Consider the following 23,415-nt stretch of genomic DNA (forward strand, 5'->3'; position numbering starts at 1 on the left):
TGGTCGAGTGGCTCTGCGCCGAAAATGTACCGGGGCTAAACGTGCCGCCGAAGCTGCGGGATGACCGTTGGTCATCGGTAGGGGAGCGTTCTAAGGGCAGAGAAGCCAGACCGGAAGGACTGGTGGAGCGCTTAGAAGTGAGAATGCCGGTATGAGTAGCGAAAACAGAGGTGAGAATCCTCTGCGCCGAAAGCCTAAGGGTTCCTGAGGAAGGTTCGTCCGCTCAGGGTTAGTCGGGACCTAAGCCGAGGCCGAAAGGCGTAGGTGATGGACAACAGGTGGAGATTCCTGTACCACCTTCTTCCCGTTTGAGCGATGGGGGGACGCAGGAGGATAGGGCGAGCAGGCGGCTGGAAGAGCCTGTCCAAGCCGTGAGGCTGATCCGCAGGCAAATCCGCGGGTCGCTAAGGCCAAGCGGTGACGGCGACGGAGCATTCCGGAAGTCCCTGATTCCACACTGCCAAGAAAAGCCTCTAGCGAGGGAAGAGGTGCCCGTACCGCAAACCGACACAGGTAGGCGAGGAGAGAATCCTAAGGCGCGCGGGAGAACTCTCGTTAAGGAACTCGGCAAAATGACCCCGTAACTTCGGGAGAAGGGGTGCTCTTTCGGGTGAAGAGCCTGGAAGAGCCGCAGTGAAAAGGCCCAAGCGACTGTTTATCAAAAACACAGGTCTCTGCGAAGCCGAAAGGCGACGTATAGGGGCTGACACCTGCCCGGTGCTGGAAGGTTAAGGGGAGCGCTTAGCGGAAGCGAAGGTGCGAACCGAAGCCCCAGTAAACGGCGGCCGTAACTATAACGGTCCTAAGGTAGCGAAATTCCTTGTCGGGTAAGTTCCGACCCGCACGAAAGGTGTAACGACTTGGGCGCTGTCTCAACGAGAGACCCGGTGAAATTATACTACCTGTGAAGATGCAGGTTACCCGCGACAGGACGGAAAGACCCCGTGGAGCTTTACTGCAGCCTGATATGGAATTTTGGTATCGCTTGTACAGGATAGGTGGGAGCCTGGGAAGCCGGAGCGCCAGCTTCGGTGGAGGCGGCGGTGGGATACCACCCTGGCGGTATTGAAATTCTAACCCGCACCCCTTAGCGGGGTGGGAGACAGTGTCAGGCGGGCAGTTTGACTGGGGCGGTCGCCTCCCAAAAGGTAACGGAGGCGCCCAAAGGTTCCCTCAGAATGGTTGGAAATCATTCGGAGAGTGCAAAGGCACAAGGGAGCTTGACTGCGAGACGGACAGGTCGAGCAGGGACGAAAGTCGGGCTTAGTGATCCGGTGGTTCCGCATGGAAGGGCCATCGCTCAACGGATAAAAGCTACCCCGGGGATAACAGGCTGATCTCCCCCAAGAGTCCACATCGACGGGGAGGTTTGGCACCTCGATGTCGGCTCATCGCATCCTGGGGCTGTAGTCGGTCCCAAGGGTTGGGCTGTTCGCCCATTAAAGCGGTACGCGAGCTGGGTTCAGAACGTCGTGAGACAGTTCGGTCCCTATCCGTCGCGGGCGGAGGAAATTTGAGAGGAGCTGTCCTTAGTACGAGAGGACCGGGATGGACGCACCGCTGGTGTACCAGTTGTCCCGCCAGGGGCACCGCTGGGTAGCTATGTGCGGACGGGATAAGCGCTGAAAGCATCTAAGCGTGAAGCCCCCCTCAAGATGAGATTTCCCACCGCGTGAAGCGGGTAAGATCCCTCGAAGATGACGAGGTCGATAGGTCCGAGGTGGAAGCGTGGCGACACGTGGAGCTGACGGATACTAATCGATCGAGGGCTTGACCTAACGAGAAAAGTGGAAGCGCCGCGGTCAGCTCTCGATGCCAAATGTTCTTCACCCGCAGGGGTGCTTGCACCCCGAGGGGGAAGGTTATTTGGCAGAAGAGAGCTAGGCGCTGGAACTGGACAACAAGAAAAGCGGCGGCGAGCCGGAGCTGGACAACGAAAAGCGCAGGCTTGCGGCTTCTTCCGACGGTTATCTAGTTTTGAAGGAATGAACATCCTGTTGACAAATCCAACAGGATGGATATAATAAGGTTTGTCCATAAGTTGATGATCATTGCCTAGTGGCTATGGCGGAGGGGAAACACCCGTTCCCATCCCGAACACGGAAGTTAAGCCCTCCAGCGCCGATGGTAGTTGGGGCCAGCGCCCCTGCAAGAGTAGGTCGCTGCTAGGCAATAAACGAGCAGCCAGTTGCATTGGTGCAATTGGCTGCTTTCGTTTTTTGAGAAAAAACGATCTGGACCCGCTCAATGTCTCTCTTCCTTTCATCTACTAGTATAGAATGTTAGCAATGTGGGAAACATAGAGGATGGGAGGTGGAGAGCGTGAGGGCATCAATAGCAGACCGGAATCAACACGAACATGTATGCATCGTTTGTGAACAGGAAAAAAAGGAAGGGATTTTCCTTTTTGGCCATTTTCTTTGTTTGGACTGCAACCAGGCGATTGTGCAAACGAATACGGACGACCCGAACTACTCGTTTTATGTGCAGCAGCTGCGTAAAATGTTTACATCGAAAATTCACTCGTAATCAGGGCCTGCATTTGGGCCTGTTTTTATTTGCGATTGACGCCACTCGTGCGTTTTTTCGGGCGTTTGTGATACTATTATGTTTGATGTTTCTCCTGCATATCCCATGCATTTCGGCAGTCTGCCCGGATGATGGCCGTTCTGGGACAGACAGCAAGGAAAGAGGATGATGATGGATCAAACGAAAACTCCTTTATATGACGCTCTCGTGCACCATTGGGCGCGCCGCCCGGTTTCGTTTCACGTGCCGGGACATAAATACGGCGCTTTGTTTTCGCATCGAGGGAGAAATATGTTTGCGCCGCTGTTGGCGTTGGATGCGACGGAAATTTCCGGCTTGGATGACTTGCATCATCCTGAGTCGGTGATTGCCGAGGCGCAGGAGCTGGCGGCGGAGCTGTATGGCGTTAGGGAGACGTTTTTCCTTGTGAACGGTTCGACGGCAGGGAATTTGGCAATGATCGCCGCCGTGTGTGATGGAAAGAGGAAGAAGGTGATTGTACAACGCAATTGCCATAAATCGGTGATGCATGCATTGCAACTCATAGAGGCCACTCCTGTTCTACTTGCTCCCGAGTTTGATCGTGATGTGTGTGTCGCTTCGCACATTCGTCCTGAAACCGTCAAAGAGGCGTTGGCGCTTCATGATGATGTTGCTGCGGTTGTATTGACGAATCCAAATTATTATGGAATGGCCGCCGATTTGACAGAAATCGTCCGCCTAGTTCATGAACATGGTATTCCGGTGCTGGTTGATGAGGCACATGGCGCCCATTTCGTTGTCGGCCCCCCTTTTCCCACATCGGCGCTTCGCTATGGCGCCGATGTCGTCGTGCAGTCGGCGCATAAAACGTTGCCGGCGATGACGATGGGAGCGTTTTTGCATATCAACAGCGAGCGGGTTGATCTTGAACGGTTGAAATATTTTTTGCAGTTGTTTCAGTCAAGCAGCCCGTCTTACCCGATTATGGCGTCGCTCGATTTGGCGCGGAGTTATGTCGCCCAGCTTTCAAAAAGCGATGCGGCGGCGATCGTGGCAGAAATTGAGAAATTTAAGGCAGTCCTGGCCGATATTGACGGGGTGGCAGTCGTTTGTTCCCGCCATTCTGGCGTACAGACCGACCCGCTGAAAGTAACGGTGCAGACGCGCTGTTCCTTGACCGGGTATGAACTGCAGCGTTGGCTTGAGCGTGAAGGGGTGTTTGTCGAGCTTGCTGATCGAATGAACGTGCTTTTCGTTTGCCCGCTGGCGGTAACCGAGCGCCTTCAGGAAGCAACGGAGAAAATCAAACGAGCGTGGCGCGATTTGCCAGATGGCGAGGCGCCGGTGTGTGACGATTCGCCTTTTCTCGGACCGCCGCTATCGGTTTTAGTTCCGTATAATGAACTGCGCTATTGGCGGACAAAAGCTGTGGCGCTCGAGGATGCTGAAGGACATATAGCAGCGGAAACGGTCATTCCATATCCGCCTGGGGTGCCGCTCGTGTGGGTTGGAGAGCGGATCGGCCGTGGCCATATTGAACAGATTCGCCAGCTTCTTTGTCAGCGGGCGCACATACAAGGCGGAAGCCGGCTGAAAGATGGTCAGTTGGTTGTATACGAATAGGAAGGATGGAAAGGATGCCGCGAGTGGTGAACGGATGCTTTTTTTCGTTTGAAGGGCCGGAAGGAGCAGGTAAAACGACGATGATCGGCAAATTGGAGTCGTTGTTGCGTGAGCGGGGGATTGACGTCGTGGCGACGAGGGAACCGGGCGGGGTGCGCATTGCTGAGGCGATTCGCTCAATCATTTTAAACCGTGATTATACGGAAATGGATGGGCGGACGGAGGCGCTTTTATATGCGGCGGCGCGCCGGCAGCATTTGCTTGAGAAAATCGTGCCGGCGCTTGAGGCTGGGTGCGTCGTCCTTTGCGACCGGTTTGTTGATAGTTCCCTCGCCTACCAGGGATTTGCCCGCGGGCTTGGCATTGAAGAAGTATGGAAAATTAATGAATTCGCTATTGATGGATATATGCCGTCGCTGACGATTTATTTTGATATCGATCCGCAAATTGGGCTTGAACGAATCCGGCGAAACCGCGGCCGAGAAGTGAATCGACTTGACCTTGAAACGTTGTCTTTTCATGAGAAGGTGCGAGAAGGGTATCGGGAACTCGCCAGACGGTTTGCCGACCGCATTGTCGTCATCGACGCGAGCCGCCCGCTTGATGATGTATTCGCCGAAACAACGGCTGCGGTGCTTTCCCGCCTGAAAGGAAGATGACAGCGTGATTTCCATGAATCCGGCCGTGATGATTCCTAGCGGACATGATAGAATAGAAATAAGAAATAAGGAAGAGTGATGGCGATGCGATGGGAACAGCTAGCGAAACGCCAGCCGGTGGTGGCGAAAATGCTGCAAAGCGGCTTGGAAAAAGGACGGATTTCTCATGCGTATTTGTTTGAGGGGCAGCGGGGGACGGGCAAAAAAGCGGCCAGTTTGTTGTTGGCGAAACGTTTGTTTTGTCTGTCCCCAATCGGAGTTTCCCCATGTCTAGAGTGCCGCAACTGCCGGCGCATCGACTCCGGCAACCACCCCGACGTCCGGGTGATCGGCCCAGATGGAGGATCAATCAAAAAGGAACAAATCGAATGGCTGCAGCAAGAGTTCTCAAAAACAGCCGTCGAGTCGGATAAAAAAATGTACATCGTTGAGCACGCTGATCAAATGACGACAAGCGCTGCCAACAGCCTTCTGAAATTTTTGGAAGAGCCGCATCCAGGGACGGTGGCGGTATTGCTGACTGAGCAATACCACCGCCTGCTAGGGACGATCGTTTCCCGCTGTCAAGTGCTTTCGTTCCGGCCGTTGCCGCCGGCAGCGCTCGCCCAGGCGCTTGTCGAGGAGCACGTGCCGTTGCCGTTGGCGCTGTTGGCTGCCCATTTGACAAACAGCTTCGAGGAAGCACTGGCGCTTGCCCAAGATAGTTGGTTTGCCGAGTCGCGAACATTAGTGCTACAATGGTATGAGATGCTGGGCAAGCCGGAGCTGCAGCTTTTGTTTTTCATCCACGATCGCTTGTTTCCGCATTTTTTGGAAAACCATCAGCTTGACCTTGGACTTGATTTGCTTTTATATTTATACCGCGATTTGTTGCATATTCAAACCGGTCAAATGGACAGCGTGTTATACCGCGATCAGCTGGACTGCCTGCAACGATGGGCGCTTGCTTGCCCACAGCGGCGGATTGTGGCTGGCATGGAAGCGATTTTACAAGCAAAAACGCGTTTAAATACAACGAATATGAGCACGGCGTTGCTTGTTGAGCAGCTCGTTCTTCAATTAAAGCGGTAAAGGAGGGAGAGCCGTTGTATACGGTAGTCGGCGTTCGTTTTAAAAAAGCAGGGAAGATTTATTATTTTGACCCTGGCGATGCCGTTATTCCCGTCGGCGAATTCGTCATTGTCGAGACGGCGCGCGGCATTGAGTACGGAAAAGTCGTCATCGCCAATAAACAAGTCGACGAAAACGACATCGTGATGCCGCTCAAAAAAGTGATCCGTGTGGCGAATGAGAAAGATAAATGGGTTGTGGAAGAAAACAAAAAGGCGGCGCGCGAGGCGTATGACATTTGCTTGCGCAAAGTGGAGGAGCACGGGCTCGAAATGAAGCTCGTCGATGTGGAATATACGTTTGACCGCAATAAAGTGATCTTTTATTTCACTGCCGATGGACGCGTCGATTTCCGCGAACTTGTGAAGGACTTAGCGTCAATTTTCCGCACGCGCATTGAGCTGCGGCAAATCGGGGTGCGCGACGAGGCGAAAATGCTTGGCGGCATTGGGCCGTGCGGCCGCATGCTTTGTTGTTCGACGTTTTTAGGCGATTTTGAACCGGTGTCAATCAAAATGGCGAAAGATCAAAACTTGTCGCTCAATCCGACGAAGATTTCCGGGCTGTGCGGCCGGCTGATGTGTTGCCTGAAATATGAAAACGAAGAGTATGAGACGGCGAAAGAACAACTCCCGGATTTAGGGGAATATGTCGAAACACCCCACGGCTTCGGCAAAGTTGTCGGCTTGAATATTTTAGAACGGGTGTTGCAAATCGAGCTTCCAGAATTCGGAAGGGTCGTCGAATATACACTCGATGAGCTGATGAAAAACGGGACGTTGTCCATTCGCGTCGCAGATTAATTTGGGGTGGGGCCAGTGGAAAAAGTAGATAAAAAAGAAGTGTTTCGATCAGTGGCCAATATGGAAGAGCAACTTAGTTATTTTTACCGCGAGCTGGTGCAGCTGAAACAGCGCGTAACGGAGCTGTTAGAAGAGAATCACCGGTTGCAAATCGAAAATGCTCAGTTGCGCCGTCGGCTTGAACAATTGTCAGAAGCATGGGAAGAAGGCAAACGCAAAGGGGACAAACATGGCAAAAAACTCATCGACGTTGGCGAAGGGTATGATAATTTAGCCCGCCTTTACCAAGAAGGGTTTCATATTTGTCACATCCATTACGGAAGCATTCGCACCGAGGGCGATTGTTTGTTTTGCTTGTCGTTTTTGAACAAAAACTAAAGGCAACGCCACCCTTTCCGTTTCGGAAAGGTTATTTTTTTCAATGGAGGATCTTGCGTCATGGTGGAATTGTACGAGGATGAACGGCTCGATTATTTGTTTAACGAAGAGCTCCGCATCATTCAAAGTCCATCTGTATTTTCGTTTTCCCTTGATGCCGTGCTCCTTGCTCATTTTGCCTATATGCCGATTCAAAAGGGGCAGATTGTTGATTTGTGCACGGGCAACGGGGTGATTCCCCTCTTGTTGAGCCGGCGAACAAAAGGGACGATCATCGGCATCGAAATTCAAGAACGGCTTTGCGACATGGCGAGGCGAAGCGTGCAATACAACGGGCTTGAAGGACAAATCGAGATCATACACGGCGACATTAAAGAAGCGCCGCAACGGATCGGTTACAGCCGGTACGATGTCGTCACGTGCAATCCCCCGTATTTTCCGGCAGTCGGCAAAGATGAACTGAGCAAAAATGAACATATCGCCATCGCCCGCCATGAAATTTATTGCACTCTAGAGGATGTGATTCGTGTCAGCAGCCAACTGTTGAAGCAAGGAGGGAAGGCGGCGTTCGTCCACCGGCCGGGGCGGCTGCTTGACATTGTGACGCTCATGCGCCAATACCGTCTTGAGCCGAAACGGCTCCGCTTTGTGTACCCGAAAGAGGGCAAAGAGGCGAACATGATTTTAATTGAAGGGACAAAAGATGCAAGCCCGGACTTAAAAGTGTTGCCACCGCTCGTCGTGTATGATGAGAATAACGAATATACCGAGGAGACGAAGCGAATCTTATATGGCATTATTTCATCTTAAAGGGGCGGAACAAAGGATGCTTTGGCAGCAAAAAAGTTTTACCGAACAAACGGAGCAAGGGACGCTATACATCGTGCCGACGCCGATCGGCAATTTGGAGGATATGACGTTTCGTGCGGTTAGGACGCTTCAGGAAGCTGATGTCATCGCCGCCGAGGACACAAGGCAGACGAAAAAGCTGCTCGCCCATTTCGGCATTCATACGCCGCTCGTCAGCTACCATGAGCATAATAAATACGCGAGCGGCCGGCAGCTTGTCGAATGGCTGAAGGAAGGAAAAACGGTGGCATTGGTGAGCGACGCCGGGATGCCCGGCATTTCCGATCCGGGCTATGAGCTTATTGCTGCGGCGCTTGCCGAGCGCTGCCGCGTCGTCCCTCTTCCTGGAGCGAACGCGGCATTGACAGCGCTCGTCGCCTCCGGGCTGCCCACGGACCGCTTTTTGTTTGTCGGCTTTTTGGAACGGGCGAAAAAAGAGAAAAAAGAGCAACTGCTGTCATTAAAAACAGCGGCGGAGACGTTAATTTTTTATGAGGCGCCCCACCGCTTGAAAGAAACGCTCGCTCTCATGTATGATATATTCGGCAATCGGCGCATCGCTCTTGGCCGCGAGTTGACGAAACGGTTTGAGGAGTTCATCCGTGGTGATTTACGTGATGTGGCCGCTTGGGCGGAAGAACATGACATCCGCGGCGAATTTTGCCTCATTGTCGAAGGGGCGCGAGATGGGAATAAACAAGAGCAAGAGGAATGGTGGCAGCCGCTTTCGCTTGTCGAACATGTCGATTATTATATTCGCGAGCACAGCCTTTCTGTCAAGGAGGCGGTGAAACAGGCGGCCAGTGATCGAAATATGTCGAAACGCGACGTTTATCGGCAGTATCATCAACAGCAAGAAGAAGAAAAAAAAGAGTTTCTCTGAAACCAGAGAAACTTTTTTATTGTTTTTCTTTGTCTGCTGCTTCTAGATGCTGTTGGATCTCCTGCAGCAAAATTTCCGCGCCTTCGCGGCTTAAAATGATTTTGCCGCCGGCCAGTTTGAAGTTGTCGTCCGACACTTCGCCGGTGACGACACACGTCATGTTCGGCTTATACTTTTTCAAAATGATGCGGTCATCGTCAACGTAAATTTCCAACGCATCTTTTTCGTTAATATCCAACGTACGTCGCAGCTCAATTGGAATGACGACGCGGCCTAACTCATCGACTTTACGCACAATCCCTGTCGATTTCATCGTCGATTCTCCTCTCCGCAAAAAAGTTTTTTGTCGTTTATTCGTCAATATTCGACAAATTTCCTACAACCTAATCATATCAGTGTTTCCATTAAGCGTCAATCCTTTAATATGTAAAATTTAAAAAAAATGTATATTGTTATTTCGCAAAAAAGTTTGTTTAGAAAGAAAAGAGAAAACGAATGAATTTGCCCATCTAAACTCTATCCTTGTATAACAAATTCGCAGCGATAGTTGAAAACGCGGCCGTATTTTTGCCGGTTTGGGTATATTTTTTCAGCTTGCGAGAAATAGATGTTTTTGTAGAATGAAAAAATTATGTAAAATAGAAGTAACGCCGCTCTCGTCGCCGGACGGGGGCTTTTGTGCTCAACAGTACGAGGGAGGGCCTAACCGATGGAGAAAAAAACGTTTTATTTGACGACGCCGATTTATTACCCGAGCGACCGCCTGCATATTGGTCATGCTTACACAACGGTGGCGGGGGACGCCATGGCTCGCTATAAACGGATGCGCGGCTATGATGTCATGTATTTGACCGGCACTGATGAGCATGGGCAAAAAATTCAGCGCAAGGCGGAAGAAAAAGGAGTAACGCCACAGCAATACGTCGATGAGATCGTCGCTGGCATTCAGGAGCTATGGAAGAAGCTTGACATTTCCTACGATGATTTTATTCGCACAACGCAGGAGCGGCATAAAAAAGTCGTCGAGCAAATTTTCGCCCGTCTTGTCGAACAAGGCGATATTTATTTGGGCGAATATGAAGGTTGGTATTGTACGCCGTGCGAATCGTTTTACACTGAGCGGCAGCTTGTGGACGGCAACTGTCCGGACTGCGGCCGGCCTGTTGAGAAAGTGAAAGAAGAGTCCTATTTCTTCCGGATGAGCAAATACGTCGACCGTTTGTTGCAATATTACGAAGAAAATCCCGATTTTATCCAACCAGAATCTCGGAAAAATGAGATGATCAACAACTTTATTAAGCCAGGGCTTGAGGATTTGGCTGTGTCGCGGACGACGTTCGATTGGGGCATTAAAGTGCCAGGCAATCCGAAGCATGTCATCTATGTCTGGATCGACGCGCTTGCCAACTATATCACAGCGCTCGGCTATGGCACGGACAACGATGAAAAGTTCCGCAAATATTGGCCGGCGGACGTCCATTTGGTCGGCAAAGAAATCGTCCGTTTCCATACGATTTATTGGCCGATTATGTTGATGGCGCTCGGCTTGCCGTTGCCGAAAAAAGTATTCGGCCATGGTTGGTTGCTGATGAAGGATGGAAAAATGTCCAAATCGAAAGGAAATGTCGTTGACCCAGTGACGCTCATCGACCGGTATGGACTTGATGCGCTCCGCTATTATTTGCTGCGGGAAGTGCCGTTCGGCGCTGATGGCGTGTTTACCCCGGAAGGATTTATTGAGCGTATCAACTATGACTTGGCCAACGACTTAGGCAACTTGCTGCACCGCACCGTGGCGATGATCGAAAAATATTTCGACGGCGTTATTCCGCCATACCGCGGGCCGAAAACACCGTTTGACCAAGAGTTGGCGCAAACGGCGCGCGAAGTGGTGCGTCAATATGAAGAAGCGATGGAGGGAATGGAGTTTTCCGTCGCGCTCGCCGCTGTTTGGCAGTTGATTAGCCGGACGAACAAATACATCGATGAAACGCAGCCATGGGTATTGGCGAAAGACGAACAGAAACGGGACGAGCTTGCCGCCGTCATGACCCACTTGGCTGAATCGCTCCGCCATACGGCGGTGCTGCTCCAGCCGTTTTTGACGCGCACGCCGGAGCGCATGTTCACTCAGCTTGGCATCACTGATCATTCATTGAAAGAATGGGACAGCTTGTACGATTTCGGCCTCATTCCGGAAGGGACAAAAGTGCAAAAGGGAGAACCGCTCTTCCCGCGCCTCGACATCGAAGCGGAAGTGGAGTACATTAAGGCGCATATGCAAGGGGGCAAACCGGCCGCCGAGCCGGTAAAAGAGGAAAAAAAAGCAGCGGAGGCGGCGGAAATTTCGATTGATGAGTTCGCCAAAATCGATTTGCGCGTCGCTGAAGTCATCCATGCCGAACGGATGAAAAACGCCGATAAGCTGTTGAAGCTTCAGCTTGACCTTGGCGGCGAGAAGCGGCAAGTGATCTCTGGCATCGCTGAGTTTTACAAACCAGAAGAACTCGTCGGCAAAAAAGTCATTTGCGTCGCCAATTTAAAACCAGCCAAGCTTCGCGGCGAATGGTCGGAAGGCATGATTCTAGCCGGAGGCAGCGGCGGGGAATTTTCGGTGGCGACGGTTGATCAACACGTGCCGAATGGAACGAAAATCAAATAGCTATTTGCTTGGTAGGGGGGTGTTGCGCTTGACACCTCCTTGTCGCTATTTTGTAATGGAAATGTTAACGAAATGTGACGTATGTAACCAATTTCTATGCTACACTTAACATCAAGGTGGAAAAGAGGGCATTCGTATGCTGTTTGATACGCACGCACATTTGAATGCAGTCCAATACGAAGAAGATTTGGAACAAGTCATTGAACGCGCCCGCGATGAAGGGGTTTCACACATTGTCGTCGTCGGGTTTGACCGTCCGACAATCGATCGGGCGATCGAGCTGGCTGAGCGGTATCCGTTTATTTATGCGGCGGTTGGCTGGCATCCGGTCGATGCGATCGAGATGACGGACGATGATTTGCAGATGATTGAACATCTCGCCGCTCACCGGAAAGTCGTGGCGCTCGGCGAGATGGGGCTTGACTACCATTGGGATAAATCGCCGAAAGACGTGCAACAAGAGGTGTTCCGGCAGCAAATCCGGCTGGCTAAAAAGGTGAAGTTGCCGATCATTATTCATAACCGTGAGGCGACGGCGGATATTTTAAAAATTTTGAAAGAGGAAAACGCCGCCGAAGTCGGCGGGATTATGCATTGTTTCAGCGGCAGCGTCGAGGTGGCCAAACAGTGCATGGACATGAATTTTCTCATTTCCCTTGGCGGTCCGGTCACGTTTAAAAATGCGAAAAAACCGAAGGAAGTGGCGAAGGAGATTCCGCTCAGCCATTTATTGATCGAAACGGACTGTCCATATTTAACGCCTCATCCTTTCCGCGGCAAACGAAACGAGCCGAGCTATGTCAAATACGTTGCCGAAGCGATCGCACAGATCAAAAACATTTCTTTTGCCGAAGTAGCGGAAACAACGGCGGAAAATGCCAAAAAATTGTTCGCCATCGACCGCTAAAATCAGGCATCGAACAGCGGGGAAGCTTGTCGAAGGTGCGGCGAAGACGATAAGATTCTACAAATTCAGCCGATATGAGCCAACCGCGTGTCGACAAGTCTTCCTTCCTTTTTCACTGAAATTTCTGCATAATAGAGTATGCTCGTGCGTACATGTTAAAGGGAGAGGGGAATTCCGGAGGAAAAGGAGGCGTTTCTTCTGATGTTGCCGAATGGGAGGAAATGGCTGGACTTATGGAGGAAAAACGTGACCGTCACAGCGGGTGGGTTTCTCGCCATCTCCGCGACGACAGGGGTTGCTGGATATGAGATGGCCAAAGACGATGTGACGCTGATCAAAAACGGAAACAAACAAGAAATTCGCACTCATGCGAAAACGGTGAAAGAACTGCTTGCGGAGCAAAACATTCAACCGCGCAAAGAAGATTATGTTTATCCGTCTCTCCATTCACCGATCACCGACGATCTCCATATCGTTTGGGAAGCGAGCAAAGAAGTGACGCTGACGGTCAATGGAAAAAAGAAAAAGATATGGACGACAGCCGATACAGTCGCGGAGTTGCTCCGTTCGCAGCACGTGGCAGTCGGGCCGTATGACAAAGTGGCGCCGGCGCTTTCGGCGAAAATTCAAAAAGGCATGGACATCGGCGTTGAAAAGGCGTTTCCAGTCCACGTCAATGTCGGCGGTAAACAACAGCAGGTATGGACAACTTCGACTACGGTCGCTGACTTTTTGAAGCAGCAAGGGATTCAGCTAGGTCGACTTGATCGGATAGAGCCCTCCTTGCACGAAACGGTCAAAGAACAGATGACCATTTGCGTGATCCGAGTAAAAAAAGTCACCGATGTAGTGGAAGAACCCGTCGACTTTGCTGTGGTGACAAAACGGGACGACTCATTGCCGAAAGGAGAGCGGCGCGTCATTCAGCCTGGAGAAAAAGGGGCGGTTCAAAAAACATATGAGGTGACATTGGAAAACGGCAAAGAAACGGCACGCAAACTAGTCGCTGCCAAAACGCTGAAAGAAAGCAAGGCGCGCATTGTCGCCATCGGCACGAAAACGGTGCGCTCGGCTGCCGCGCCCGACCGCCCGTCCTCGCGCGGCTCGGACCATGCCGCGAAGGAATTTTACGTCACCGCCACCGCCTACACCGCCTATTGTGCAGGCTGTTCAGGCATAACAAGCACAGGCATTAACTTGCGCAAAAATCCTTTCGCTAAAGTGATTGCCGTCGACCCGTCCATCATCCCCCTTGGGTCGAAAGTGTATGTGGAAGGATACGGATATGCCATTGCCGCTGACACCGGTTCAGGTATCCGCGGATATAAAATTGATGTATTTTTCCCGGAACGGTCGGATGCGTTTCGTTGGGGCAGAAAGCGCGTGAAAATACGGGTGTTGCCATAGAGATGCGATGGGAGAACGAAGCGGAGGGTTTTTTCCCTCTGCTTTTTTTCGCTATAATGGCATTGTGCCGCAACAATGCGCGCTGTTTCTGATAAATTAGACGATGCAAACGGAAAAAAGTTTCAGCCAAATTCAAAAAATAATAAGGGAATGAAGCGGCTTTCGGCGATGATTCGCCTTACTTTTGATTTTACCGGAAAGGAGGCTTTGCAGAAATAGGAAAAAGGAACGATTCCATTGTTTCTGCAATTGGGAGGATGAAGATCAAAGAAGTGATCGTTGTGGAAGGAAAAGATGATACGGCGGCGATCCGGCGCGCCGTCGATGCCGATACAATCGAGACAAACGGAGCAGCAGTGGGCGCGGATGTCATTGAGCGGATCAAGCTGGCGAAAGAGCGCCGCGGCGTGATCATTTTTACCGATCCCGATTTTCCTGGCGAAAAAATTCGCCGCACGATTGCCGAACAGGTGCCGGGGTGCAAGCATGCCTTTTTGCCGCGTGAGGCGGCCAAAGCGAAAAATGGCAAAGGCATTGGTGTTGAGCACGCGTCCCCTGCCGAAATCCGTCAGGCGCTCGCCAACGTGTATGAAGAGGCGTCGGATTGGAAGGAAGAAATTACGTTTGCTGAACTGATCGAGGCTGGGTTGATTGGCGGCGCGATGGCGCGCCGGCGGCGGCAGCGTCTCGGCGAGGAGCTGAAAATCGGCTATGCGAACGGTCGGCAGTTTCATAAGCGGCTGCAAGTGTTCCGCATTTCCCGTGATGCTTTTTATGAGGCGTTAGCGCACGTGATGCAGGAGGAGGCGGACGATGTATAAAGATATTGCTACACCGGGGCGGACGAAAGAAATTTTGGAGCGATATGGCTTTTCGTTTAAAAAGAGCCTTGGGCAAAATTTTTTAATCGATGCGAATATTTTGCGGAAAATCGTGGATGTCGCCGACATCTCCCCTGATACAGGAGTGATTGAAATCGGACCGGGCATCGGAGCGTTGACTGAACAATTGGCGCGGCGGGCGAAAAAAGTCGTTGCTTTCGAAATCGACGGCCGACTGTTGCCGATTTTGGCCGACACGCTGTCTCCTTATGACAATGTGCGCATCTTTCATCAAGATGTATTAAAGGCCGATTTGCATGACGTCATTGCCGAGGAATTAGCTGATGTAAGCGACCGGATGGTCGTCGCCAACTTACCTTATTATGTGACGACACCGATCATTATGAAGCTGCTGACCGATCGGCTGCCCATCCGCGGCATGGTCGTCATGCTGCAAAAAGAAGTCGCCGACCGTCTTGCCGCTAAGCCGGGGACGAAAGATTACGGCTCGCTGACGATCGCTGTGCAGTATTATACCGAAGCGGAAGTCGTCATGACGGTGCCGCGCACCGTCTTTATGCCGAAGCCGAACGTTGATTCTGCTGTCATCCGGCTTGTAAAGCGGCAGCATCCGCCTGTTGTTGTCGACGATGAGGTCGTGTTTTTCCAAGTGGTGCGGGCAAGCTTCGCTCAGCGCCGCAAAACGCTGTTCAACAACTTAACAAACAATTTGCCGGGAGGAAAAGAGAACAAAGAGCAAATTGAACGAGTGCTCGTTGCTTTGGGCATTGATCCCCGCCGCCGCGGAGAGACGCTTGACATCGCTGAGTTTGCTTCATTAAGCAACGAGTTGGCACCGCTTTTCGGCAAATGAAGGAGTTGTAAAGAAAGCGCTTCTGTGGGGAGGCAATGGTCCTTTCGTCAACCAAAGCCGTTCAAACAGGCGTCTATCACCTATTGTCCGCACGTGCATATCGTATAGATGACAACGATTATGCAATGGAGTGAGCGGTGATGGACGTCATTAAAATCGGCGATATTGTCGCCCGCAAGTCTTATCAATGTGATTTATTGTTCCGAGTGATTGATATGAAAGAAAAAAACGGCGAGTGGGAAGCGATTTTGTATGGTGAAGATGTGCGCCTCGTCGCGGATGCTCCGTGCAGCGATTTAGTCGTCATCGGTGAGCAGGAACAACAGGAACGGAAAAAGAAGGAAATCGAGCTGATCGAACAATCGTATCGGCTTTTTCGCCAAGATTATCAGGCGATCAAGCAAAAAGTTGAATATCGGGCGACCGGCGGATACCGGGTGGAGAAAGATTTTTTTCAAATTCCGGGGCGCGTCCTCCATTTGGATGGCGACCCGTTATATTTGCGCAAATGTATGGATTTGTATGAGCGGATCGGCGTGCCCGTGCACGGCATTTACTGCGAGGAAAGCGAAATGCCTGAAAAAGTTGGTTATTGGATCGAGCAGTTTCGCCCTAATATTTTAGTCATCACCGGGCATGATTCGTATTCGAAGTCAAAAGGAAAGGTGCATGAGTTAAAAGCGTACCGCCATTCGCGCCATTTTGTGCAAACGGTGAAAGAGGCGCGCAAAAAAGTGCCCCATTTGGACCAACTGATCATTTTCGCCGGCGCCTGCCAGTCGCACTTTGAGTCGCTCATTCGCGCGGGGGCGAATTTTGCCAGCTCGCCAGCGCGGGTGAACATTCATGCTCTGGACCCTGTCTATATTGTTTCGCGTCTCAGCTTCACCCCGTTCACCGAAACAGTCGACGTATGGGATGTGCTGCGCAACACGTTAACCGGGGAAAAGGGGCTTGGTGGGGTGGAAACGAAAGGCGTGCTCCGCACCGGGATGCCGTTTCGCCTCATTGAGGATCGAGAGGAAGACCGCCGCAGTTGATGGCGGTTTTTTCTATACGTCCGCCGCATTTTTTTACAAAAAAGTTCCACATCACACATAAAAACAAGGATATTGTAGAAAAATATACATTGACAGAAATAAAAATGCCCTGATATAATTTTTATTTTTTGACTTTAGATGTCATCTTTGTTATAATTAAAAATAGTGAGGTGGATGATGAATGCCAAAGACTTTATCCGATATTAAAAAAACGCTGGATTCCAATATCGGGAAACGGTTGACGCTGCGGGCCAACGGCGGACGCAGAAAAATGATTGAGCGTTGTGGTGTTTTGGCGGAAACATATCCATCCGTATTTGTCATTGAGCTGGATCAAAAAGAGAATTCGTTTGAACGCGTATCGTTCAGCTACGCCGACGTATTGACAGAGACGGTAAAGTTGACGTTTTGGGATGATGAGCAAGCAGGGGGGCAGTAGACAGATTTGTTTGCTGCTTTTTGCTTTTGGTTTTGTCATAAATTAGGTGACGTGAACTACTCCCACTTCGCTTTGCTTGAAGCGGGAGTTTTTCTTTCGGAACTATGATAAAACCGCCCTCTTTATTTCATACTAAAACTGCCGCAGCCGCCTTTTGCCCGGTCAAAGGCAAAGCCGGCTTGTTGATGCGCCGGCGGGTTGCCAAACGTTTCATGCCATAGCGCCAATGAACATGGAAAGGGGTTGCTGACATTGGGTCGACGCCGCGGGGTTATGTCGCAACGCTTGAAAGAAGAGCTGGCAAAAGAGTTGGGCTTTTATGATGTCGTGCAACGTGAGGGATGGGGCGCCATCCGCGCGAAAGACGCAGGAAACATGGTTAGATTGGCGATTGAACGGGCGGAACGGCAACTGGCCGGAACAACGGAATAGCGCCGGCAACGGGGCGTGTTGCGGCGAGGGTGTCCCGAACGGGGCGCCCTTTTTGTATACATATATTGTTTGGCGTCGTCGCCAGAACATGGTAATATGATAAAATGGGTTGACGAAAGAAAGGCGGATGAGACGGGGCAAAGACGGCGGAGAGGGAAAGCAGCCGATGGATGCCGATCCGCTTATTCATGATCGCGCGTGGAAGTAGGTGAGGATGAGTGAGGTTGTCGATAAAAGCGCCGGCGAAAATCAACTTGTCACTCGACGTTCTTTATAAGCGCCCGGATGGTTACCATGAAGTGAAAATGGTGATGACGACGATCGATTTGGCCGATCGCATTGAGCTTGTCGCGTTGCCGGGGGAAGATGCGATCCGCATCGTTTCGCAAAACCGCTTTGTGCCGGATGATTGCCGCAACTTGGCGTATCAGGCGGCGAAACTTCTTAAAGAGACGTTTTCGATCCGCCAAGGGGTGGCCATTTCGATTACGAAGCATATTCCGGTGGCCGCCGGATTGGCGGGAGGAAGCAGCGATGCGGCGGCGACGCTGCGAGGGTTAAACAAGCTTTGGCAGCTTGGATTAACGATGGATGAACTGGCAGAGCTGGGGGCGAAAATCGGCTCGGATGTCGCTTTTTGCGTCTACGGCGGAACCGCCTTGGCGACGGGGCGCGGGGAAATCATCACTCCGATCGCTTCACCGCCGCCGTGCTGGGTTGTGCTGGCCAAGCCCCCGATTGGTGTATCGACGGCGGAAGTGTACCGAAACTTGGAGCTTGAGCGTGTCAGCCATCCGGACGTCGATGCGATGGTAAGAGCGATCGAGCGGCAAGATTATGCGGCGATCTGCCGGTTGGTCGGCAATGTTCTTGAGGAAGTGACGTTGAAAAAATATCCGGAAGTCGCGCATATTAAAGAACAAATGAAACGGTTTGGCGCTGATGCGGTGTTGATGAGCGGCAGCGGGCCGACCGTGTTCGGTCTGATCGAGCACGATTCCAGAATGCAACGGGTGTATAACGGGTTGCGCGGCTTTTGTAACCAAGTGTTTGCGGTGAGATTGTTAGGGGAACGGCATTCTCTTGATTAAACACGTACATTTTTGTTAAAATATATTTATAATATTCGGTTTCAGGAGGTCGGCTATGAAGCTAAGGCGAAGCGGCCGTTTAGTGGATATGACGCATTACCTTCTTGAACGGCCACATCAGCTCATTCCGCTGACATTTTTTGCGGAGCGTTACGAATCGGCCAAATCGTCGATCAGCGAAGATTTGGCCATCATTAAGCAGACGTTCGAGCAACAAGGAATCGGAACCGTTCGGACGCTGCCCGGCGCTGCCGGCGGCGTGCAATACATTCCAAAAATGGCAGCCGAGGAAGCGGAAGAAGTGGTTGCGTATTTGTGTGAACAACTGTCGCGTCCGGATCGGCTTCTTCCCGGCGGATATTTGTATATGACCGACATACTTGGCGATCCCCGTATTATGAACAAAATCGGCCGCCTTTATGCGTCGATGTTTGCCGACCGTCCGGTGGATGTCGTCATGACGATCGCCACCAATGGGATTCCGTTCGCGTATGCCATCGCCAACTTTTTGTATGTGCCCGTTGTCATCGTTCGCCATGACAATAAAGCGACAGAAGGACCGATGGTGAGCATCAATTACGTATCCGGCTCGTCCAAACGCATCCAAACGATGGTCCTATCGAAGCGCAGCTTAGCGGAAGGAGCCAATGTGCTCATCGTCGACGATTTTATGAAGGCGGGGGGCACAGTCAATGGCATGATCAGTTTGCTGCAGGAGTTTAACGGCAATGTCTCCGGCATTGGCGTGCTCGTCGAGTCGGAGGAGGCGAAAGAACGGTTGGTCGATGAATACATTTCACTCGTCAAACTGTCCGAGGTAGACGTCAAAGAAAAGCGGATCGCTGTCAAAGAAGGCAATTACAAAACGTTATTCACTGCTTGACATAAAAAATCAAGAAAGGAGACTGGCTCATGAGAAAGGTAGAGACAACGAAGGCGCCGCAAGCGATCGGCCCATATTCGCAAGGAATCATCGTCAACAACATGTTTTACAGCTCGGGGCAAATCCCGCTCACTCCAGAAGGGGAATTGGTGAAAGGCGACATTCAAGCGCAGACACATCAAGTGTTCCAAAACTTGAAAGCCGTATTGGAAGCGGCCGGCGCTTCACTCGATACGGTGGTGAAAACGACCGTATTTCTGAAAAATATGGATGATTTCGCTGCCATGAATGAGGTGTACAGCCAATACTTCCCGAACCATAAGCCGGCGCGCTCGTGCGTGGAAGTAGCCCGGCTGCCGAAAGATGTCCTTGTCGAAATTGAAGTCGTTGCCCTCGTTCCGTAATGGTTAGTCCGACTTTTCCCCTACATAAAAATTTATAAAAAATTTTTCGAAAAAAAGAAGGAAATAGCTCGAGAGCGTGGAATTCATTACATCGAGTCTCATATAGGGGAAAAGGTGGTGAGCAAAATGGAAGTGACAGACGTAAGATTGCGCCGCGTCCATACCGAAGGACGGATGAAAGCGATCGCCTCCATTACGTTGGACAACGAGTTCGTCGTCCATGACATCCGCGTCATCGACGGAAACAATGGGCTGTTCGTCGCGATGCCGAGCAAGCGCACGCCAGATGGGGAATTCCGTGATATCGCTCATCCGATCAATTCGGCCACGCGCGGGAAAATCCAGGAGGCGATCCTCGCTGAATATCACCGCCTCGGGAAGTTGGAAGAAGAACTTGAAGAAGCTGGCGCTTCGTAAACATATGAAGGGGAGCTTAGGTGAAATTCACCAAGCTCTCTATTTTTTTGCCAGCCGCATTGTTTCCTTGAAAAGTGCCGTTGATTCATATATATTCAATTATGGATAAAAGGGTAACTGGAGGCCTTTCATGATGAAACGATATGCGGTCATTTTGGCGGCCGGACAAGGAACGAGGATGAAGTCCAAATGGTATAAAGTGCTTCATCCTGTTTGCGGCAAGCCAATGGTTCAGCACGTCATCGACCAAGTGGCGAAGCTTGGGGTGGAAAAAACCGTTGTGGTAGTGGGATTTGGCGCTGAGCAGGTGAAAGATCAGCTCGGTGCTCAGTGCGACTACGCCTTCCAGGAGGAGCAACTCGGGACGGCGCATGCAGTAATGCAGGCGGCTTCGCATTTGCGCGGCCTTGAAGGAGTGACGATTGTCGTCTGTGGGGATACGCCGCTCATCACCGCTGAAACGATGAAAGAACTCATTAGGCATCATATGACCGTCCAGGCGAAGGCGACCGTATTGACGGCCATCGCTGATGATCCGGCCGGGTATGGCCGCATTGTCCGCAACGAGGCTGGCCATGTCGAGAAAATTGTCGAACATAAAGATGCGAGCGAGCAAGAGCGGAACATTCGCGAGATTAACACAGGAACGTACTGTTTTGACAATGAAACATTGTTTCAAGCGCTTACAAAGGTGACGAATCACAACGCTCAAGGCGAATATTATTTAACGGATGTGATTGAAATTATCAAAGCGGATGGCGGCGTTGTATCCGCCTATCAGGCGCCGTCGTTTGAGGAAACGATCGGCGTAAACGACCGCATCGCCCTCGCCGAAGCGGAGCGGATCATGCGTGCCCGCATTTGCCGTCAGCATATGAAAAACGGAGTTACGATCATTGATCCGGCTTCCACGTATATTTCTGCCGAGGCGGCGATCGGACGTGACACGGTCATTTACCCCGGCACGGTGATTGAAGGCGAGACGGTGATCGGTGAAGACTGCGTCATCGGACCGAATTCGGAAATTAAAAATTGCTATATCGGCCATCGCACATTGATTCGCCATTCGGTCGCCCATGACAGCGAGATTGGTTCGGATGTGACGATCGGCCCATTCGCCCATATTCGACCGCTGTCAAAAATCGACGATGAGGTGCGAATCGGCAATTTCGTCGAGGTGAAAAAATCGACGTTCGGCAAAGGAAGCAAGGCGTCGCATTTAAGCTATATCGGCGACGCGCAAGTCGGAGCCGATGTGAACCTTGGCTGCGGATCGATTACCGTCAACTATGACGGCGTGCACAAATATATGACCAAAATTGAGGACGGGGCGTTTATCGGTTGCAACGTCAATTTGATCGCCCCGGTTACGGTAGGACAGGGCGCTTACGTCGCCGCCGGATCGACGATTACAGATGACGTTCCCGGCCGCGCGCTCGCCATCGCCCGCGCCCGGCAAGTCAATAAAGAAAATTATGCCGATCGCCTGCCGGGCAAGAAAAAATCTTAGTGGAGGTCTATCATGTCTGACTGTCAGCATCAATTAAAGTTGTTCGCTCTGAACTCGAACATGAAGTTGGCGAAGGAAATTGCGGAAGTCATGGGAATCGAGCTCGGCAAATGTTCCGTTTCCCGTTTCAGCGACGGGGAAATTCAAATCAACATTGAAGAAAGTATCCGCGGCGACGATGTGTTCGTCATCCAATCGACGAGCGTGCCGGTCAATGAGCATTTGATGGAGTTGCTTATTATGATTGACGCGTTAAAGCGTGCCTCGGCCCGCACGATCAATATCGTGATGCCGTATTACGGCTATGCCCGTCAAGATCGGAAAGCGCGTTCGCGCGAACCGATTACGGCGAAGCTCGTGGCCAACTTGCTTGAAACGGCTGGAGCGTCGCGCGTCATCACGCTTGATTTGCATGCCCCCCAAATTCAAGGATTTTTTGATATTCCGATCGATCATTTGATGGGTGTGCCCATTTTGGCGGATTATTTCAAAAGCAAACAATTGGAAGATATTGTCGTTGTCTCTCCGGACCATGGTGGTGTCACAAGGGCGCGCAAGCTCGCTGACCGTTTGAAAGCGCCGATTGCCATTATCGATAAGCGCCGGCCGAAGCCGAACGTCGCCGAAGTGATGAACATTGTCGGACAAGTGGCGGGGAAAACAGCCATTTTGATTGACGACATTATCGATACGGCTGGCACGATTACGCTCGCGGCCAACGCTCTCGCCGAAAATGGAGCGAAGGAAGTGTATGCGTGTTGCACCCATCCGGTGTTGTCCGGCCCGGCGATCGAGCGCATTCAAAATTCGAGAATTAAGGAACTAGTCGTCACCAATTCAATTGCCTTGCCAGAAGAGAAAAAAATTGATAAAATTGTAGAGCTGTCGGTGGCGCCGCTCATTGCCGAGGCAATCAACCGTGTGTATGAAATGAAGTCTGTCAGCGTCCTGTTCGACTGACGCAAGAAAACATGTTTAGCCCTTCTTGTTTTAGGATAAAGTAGTCAATAGATTCTAATTCAGGAAGGTGAAGAAACATGGCGATTGTGTTGGAAGCGAAGGAACGCACAGACAAAAAACGTTCGACATTGCACCTCATTCGTTCAAAAGGCGGCATTCCAGCCATTTTGTACGGCAAAAAAGTTGAAAACAAAATGATTTTTGTCAGCACCGCAGAGCTGGAGAAAGCGCTTCGTGAAGGCGGGCGCACAAGCTTGATGACGCTGAAAGTCGGCGGTGAGGAATATTCGGTGCTGTTGCGCGAACTGCAGCGCGACCCGTTGCGCGGTCATCTTCTTCACGCTGATTTTCAAGCGGTTGACATGTCGACAGAAGTCGATATTGATGTGGAAGTCCGCTTGGTGGGCGAAGCGCCTGGCGTGAAAGACGGCGGCGTGTTGCAGCAAAACTTGCATGAGCTGTCCATCCGCGTCTTGCCGGCGAACATCCCGCCAGTGATTGAAGTGGACATTTCCGGCCTGCAAGTGGGCGATACCGTCACCGTTGGCGATGTGAAAACGGACGGCAAATTTGAAATCAATCATGAACCTTCCGAGGTGATCGCCACGATCTTGCCGCCGCAACAAGAGGAAGAAATCGATAGCGGCGAACAGCAAGAGGCAGGGCAGCCTGACGCTGCGGAAGGAAGAGAAACGACCCCAGAAGAGTGACAGACGTAACCGTTTCGGTTACGTCTTTTGTAGTATCATGCA

General features: G+C 51.3%; 24 protein-coding genes and 2 rRNA genes (1 of these 26 running past the window's edge). 25 read left to right on the forward strand and 1 reads right to left on the reverse strand.

Going from position 1 to position 23,415, the window contains the following annotated elements; all coding sequences use genetic code 11:
• The 10 genes from BJQ97_RS00150 to rsmI form a co-directional block, all read left to right on the forward strand.
• Positions 1-1,778 (forward strand): 23S ribosomal RNA (locus BJQ97_RS00150); it begins 1,152 nt to the left of the window's first position.
• Positions 1,779-2,054: 276 nt separating this feature from the next.
• A 5S ribosomal RNA gene (gene rrf / locus BJQ97_RS00155) occupies positions 2,055-2,171 on the forward strand.
• A 151-nt stretch (positions 2,172-2,322) separates the two neighbouring features.
• A complete protein-coding gene (locus BJQ97_RS00160; protein WP_160155091.1) occupies positions 2,323-2,529 on the forward strand; it encodes a sigma factor G inhibitor Gin in 207 nt (68 codons plus the stop codon).
• 171 nt (positions 2,530-2,700) lie between these two features.
• Positions 2,701-4,134, forward strand: coding sequence for an aminotransferase class I/II-fold pyridoxal phosphate-dependent enzyme (locus BJQ97_RS00165; protein WP_160155092.1), 1,434 nt, complete (start codon positions 2,701-2,703; stop codon positions 4,132-4,134).
• Between the two features lie 26 nt (positions 4,135-4,160).
• Positions 4,161-4,793, forward strand: a complete 633-nt coding sequence (tmk, locus tag BJQ97_RS00170; protein ID WP_201451640.1) for a dTMP kinase — start codon at positions 4,161-4,163, stop codon at positions 4,791-4,793.
• Positions 4,794-4,871: 78 nt separating this feature from the next.
• Positions 4,872-5,864 carry a DNA polymerase III subunit delta' gene (holB, locus tag BJQ97_RS00175; protein ID WP_160155094.1) on the forward strand — a complete coding sequence of 331 codons (993 nt, stop codon included), beginning with the start codon at positions 4,872-4,874 and terminating at the stop codon, positions 5,862-5,864.
• A gap of 14 nt (positions 5,865-5,878) precedes the next feature.
• On the forward strand, positions 5,879-6,706 hold the full coding sequence (locus BJQ97_RS00180; RefSeq protein WP_074043769.1) for a PSP1 domain-containing protein: 828 nt from the start codon (positions 5,879-5,881) through the stop codon (positions 6,704-6,706).
• Positions 6,707-6,721: 15 nt separating this feature from the next.
• A complete protein-coding gene (gene yabA / locus BJQ97_RS00185; RefSeq protein ID WP_160155095.1) occupies positions 6,722-7,084 on the forward strand; it encodes a DNA replication initiation control protein YabA in 363 nt (120 codons plus the stop codon).
• Positions 7,085-7,144: 60 nt separating this feature from the next.
• Positions 7,145-7,894, forward strand: coding sequence for a tRNA1(Val) (adenine(37)-N6)-methyltransferase (locus tag BJQ97_RS00190; RefSeq protein WP_160155096.1), 750 nt, complete (start codon positions 7,145-7,147; stop codon positions 7,892-7,894).
• 16 nt (positions 7,895-7,910) lie between these two features.
• Positions 7,911-8,816 carry a 16S rRNA (cytidine(1402)-2'-O)-methyltransferase gene (gene rsmI, locus BJQ97_RS00195; RefSeq protein ID WP_160155097.1) on the forward strand — a complete coding sequence of 302 codons (906 nt, stop codon included), beginning with the start codon at positions 7,911-7,913 and terminating at the stop codon, positions 8,814-8,816.
• Positions 8,817-8,832: 16 nt separating this feature from the next.
• On the opposite strand, the gene BJQ97_RS00200 is transcribed toward rsmI, so the two are convergent.
• Positions 8,833-9,129, reverse strand: coding sequence for a transition state genes transcriptional regulator AbrB (locus BJQ97_RS00200; protein ID WP_160155098.1), 297 nt, complete (start codon positions 9,127-9,129; stop codon positions 8,833-8,835).
• Positions 9,130-9,525: 396 nt separating this feature from the next.
• Between BJQ97_RS00200 and metG the strand changes: the two genes are divergently transcribed.
• From metG to BJQ97_RS00275, 15 genes are all read left to right on the forward strand, one after another.
• Positions 9,526-11,478: a methionine--tRNA ligase gene (gene metG, locus BJQ97_RS00205; protein WP_160155099.1), complete on the forward strand. Its 1,953-nt coding sequence runs from the start codon at positions 9,526-9,528 to the stop codon at positions 11,476-11,478.
• 136 nt (positions 11,479-11,614) lie between these two features.
• A complete protein-coding gene (locus BJQ97_RS00210; RefSeq protein ID WP_160155100.1) occupies positions 11,615-12,385 on the forward strand; it encodes a TatD family hydrolase in 771 nt (256 codons plus the stop codon).
• Between the two features lie 201 nt (positions 12,386-12,586).
• Positions 12,587-13,792: a G5 and 3D domain-containing protein gene (locus tag BJQ97_RS00215; protein WP_160155101.1), complete on the forward strand. Its 1,206-nt coding sequence runs from the start codon at positions 12,587-12,589 to the stop codon at positions 13,790-13,792.
• Between the two features lie 257 nt (positions 13,793-14,049).
• The gene (gene rnmV, locus BJQ97_RS00220; RefSeq protein WP_160155102.1) at positions 14,050-14,613 is read left to right on the forward strand and encodes a ribonuclease M5; all 564 of its coding nucleotides are present in this window, start codon (positions 14,050-14,052) and stop codon (positions 14,611-14,613) included.
• Complete coding sequence (gene rsmA, locus BJQ97_RS00225; protein ID WP_160155103.1) at positions 14,606-15,487, forward strand: 16S rRNA (adenine(1518)-N(6)/adenine(1519)-N(6))-dimethyltransferase RsmA; 882 nt, start codon at positions 14,606-14,608, stop codon at positions 15,485-15,487. The genes rnmV and rsmA overlap by 8 nt, the downstream gene beginning before the upstream one ends.
• 140 nt (positions 15,488-15,627) lie before the next feature.
• Complete coding sequence (gene yabG, locus BJQ97_RS00230; RefSeq protein WP_160155104.1) at positions 15,628-16,527, forward strand: sporulation peptidase YabG; 900 nt, start codon at positions 15,628-15,630, stop codon at positions 16,525-16,527.
• 181 nt (positions 16,528-16,708) lie between these two features.
• On the forward strand, positions 16,709-16,966 hold the full coding sequence (veg, locus tag BJQ97_RS00235) for a biofilm formation stimulator Veg (RefSeq protein ID WP_160155105.1): 258 nt from the start codon (positions 16,709-16,711) through the stop codon (positions 16,964-16,966).
• 252 nt (positions 16,967-17,218) lie between these two features.
• Complete coding sequence (locus tag BJQ97_RS00240; protein ID WP_122983906.1) at positions 17,219-17,398, forward strand: small, acid-soluble spore protein, alpha/beta type; 180 nt, start codon at positions 17,219-17,221, stop codon at positions 17,396-17,398.
• A gap of 218 nt (positions 17,399-17,616) precedes the next feature.
• Entirely contained in the window at positions 17,617-18,489 is an 873-nt protein-coding gene (ispE, locus tag BJQ97_RS00245) for a 4-(cytidine 5'-diphospho)-2-C-methyl-D-erythritol kinase (protein ID WP_160155106.1), read from the forward strand.
• Between the two features lie 55 nt (positions 18,490-18,544).
• Positions 18,545-19,372 carry a pur operon repressor gene (purR, locus tag BJQ97_RS00250; RefSeq protein ID WP_160155107.1) on the forward strand — a complete coding sequence of 276 codons (828 nt, stop codon included), beginning with the start codon at positions 18,545-18,547 and terminating at the stop codon, positions 19,370-19,372.
• 29 nt (positions 19,373-19,401) lie between these two features.
• Positions 19,402-19,776 carry a RidA family protein gene (locus BJQ97_RS00255; protein ID WP_011229557.1) on the forward strand — a complete coding sequence of 125 codons (375 nt, stop codon included), beginning with the start codon at positions 19,402-19,404 and terminating at the stop codon, positions 19,774-19,776.
• A 126-nt stretch (positions 19,777-19,902) separates the two neighbouring features.
• The gene (gene spoVG / locus BJQ97_RS00260) at positions 19,903-20,193 is read left to right on the forward strand and encodes a septation regulator SpoVG (protein ID WP_160157504.1); all 291 of its coding nucleotides are present in this window, start codon (positions 19,903-19,905) and stop codon (positions 20,191-20,193) included.
• A 130-nt stretch (positions 20,194-20,323) separates the two neighbouring features.
• Entirely contained in the window at positions 20,324-21,703 is a 1,380-nt protein-coding gene (glmU, locus tag BJQ97_RS00265) for a bifunctional UDP-N-acetylglucosamine diphosphorylase/glucosamine-1-phosphate N-acetyltransferase GlmU (RefSeq protein WP_160155108.1), read from the forward strand.
• Positions 21,704-21,715: 12 nt separating this feature from the next.
• Positions 21,716-22,663: a ribose-phosphate diphosphokinase gene (locus tag BJQ97_RS00270; protein WP_044732963.1), complete on the forward strand. Its 948-nt coding sequence runs from the start codon at positions 21,716-21,718 to the stop codon at positions 22,661-22,663.
• A gap of 77 nt (positions 22,664-22,740) precedes the next feature.
• A complete protein-coding gene (locus BJQ97_RS00275; protein WP_160155109.1) occupies positions 22,741-23,373 on the forward strand; it encodes a 50S ribosomal protein L25/general stress protein Ctc in 633 nt (210 codons plus the stop codon).
• Positions 23,374-23,415: the final 42 nt, after the last annotated feature.

It is taken from the genome of Geobacillus sp. TFV-3, assembly GCF_009901865.1.
In the GTDB taxonomy this organism is placed as follows: domain Bacteria; phylum Bacillota; class Bacilli; order Bacillales; family Anoxybacillaceae; genus Geobacillus; species Geobacillus thermoleovorans_A.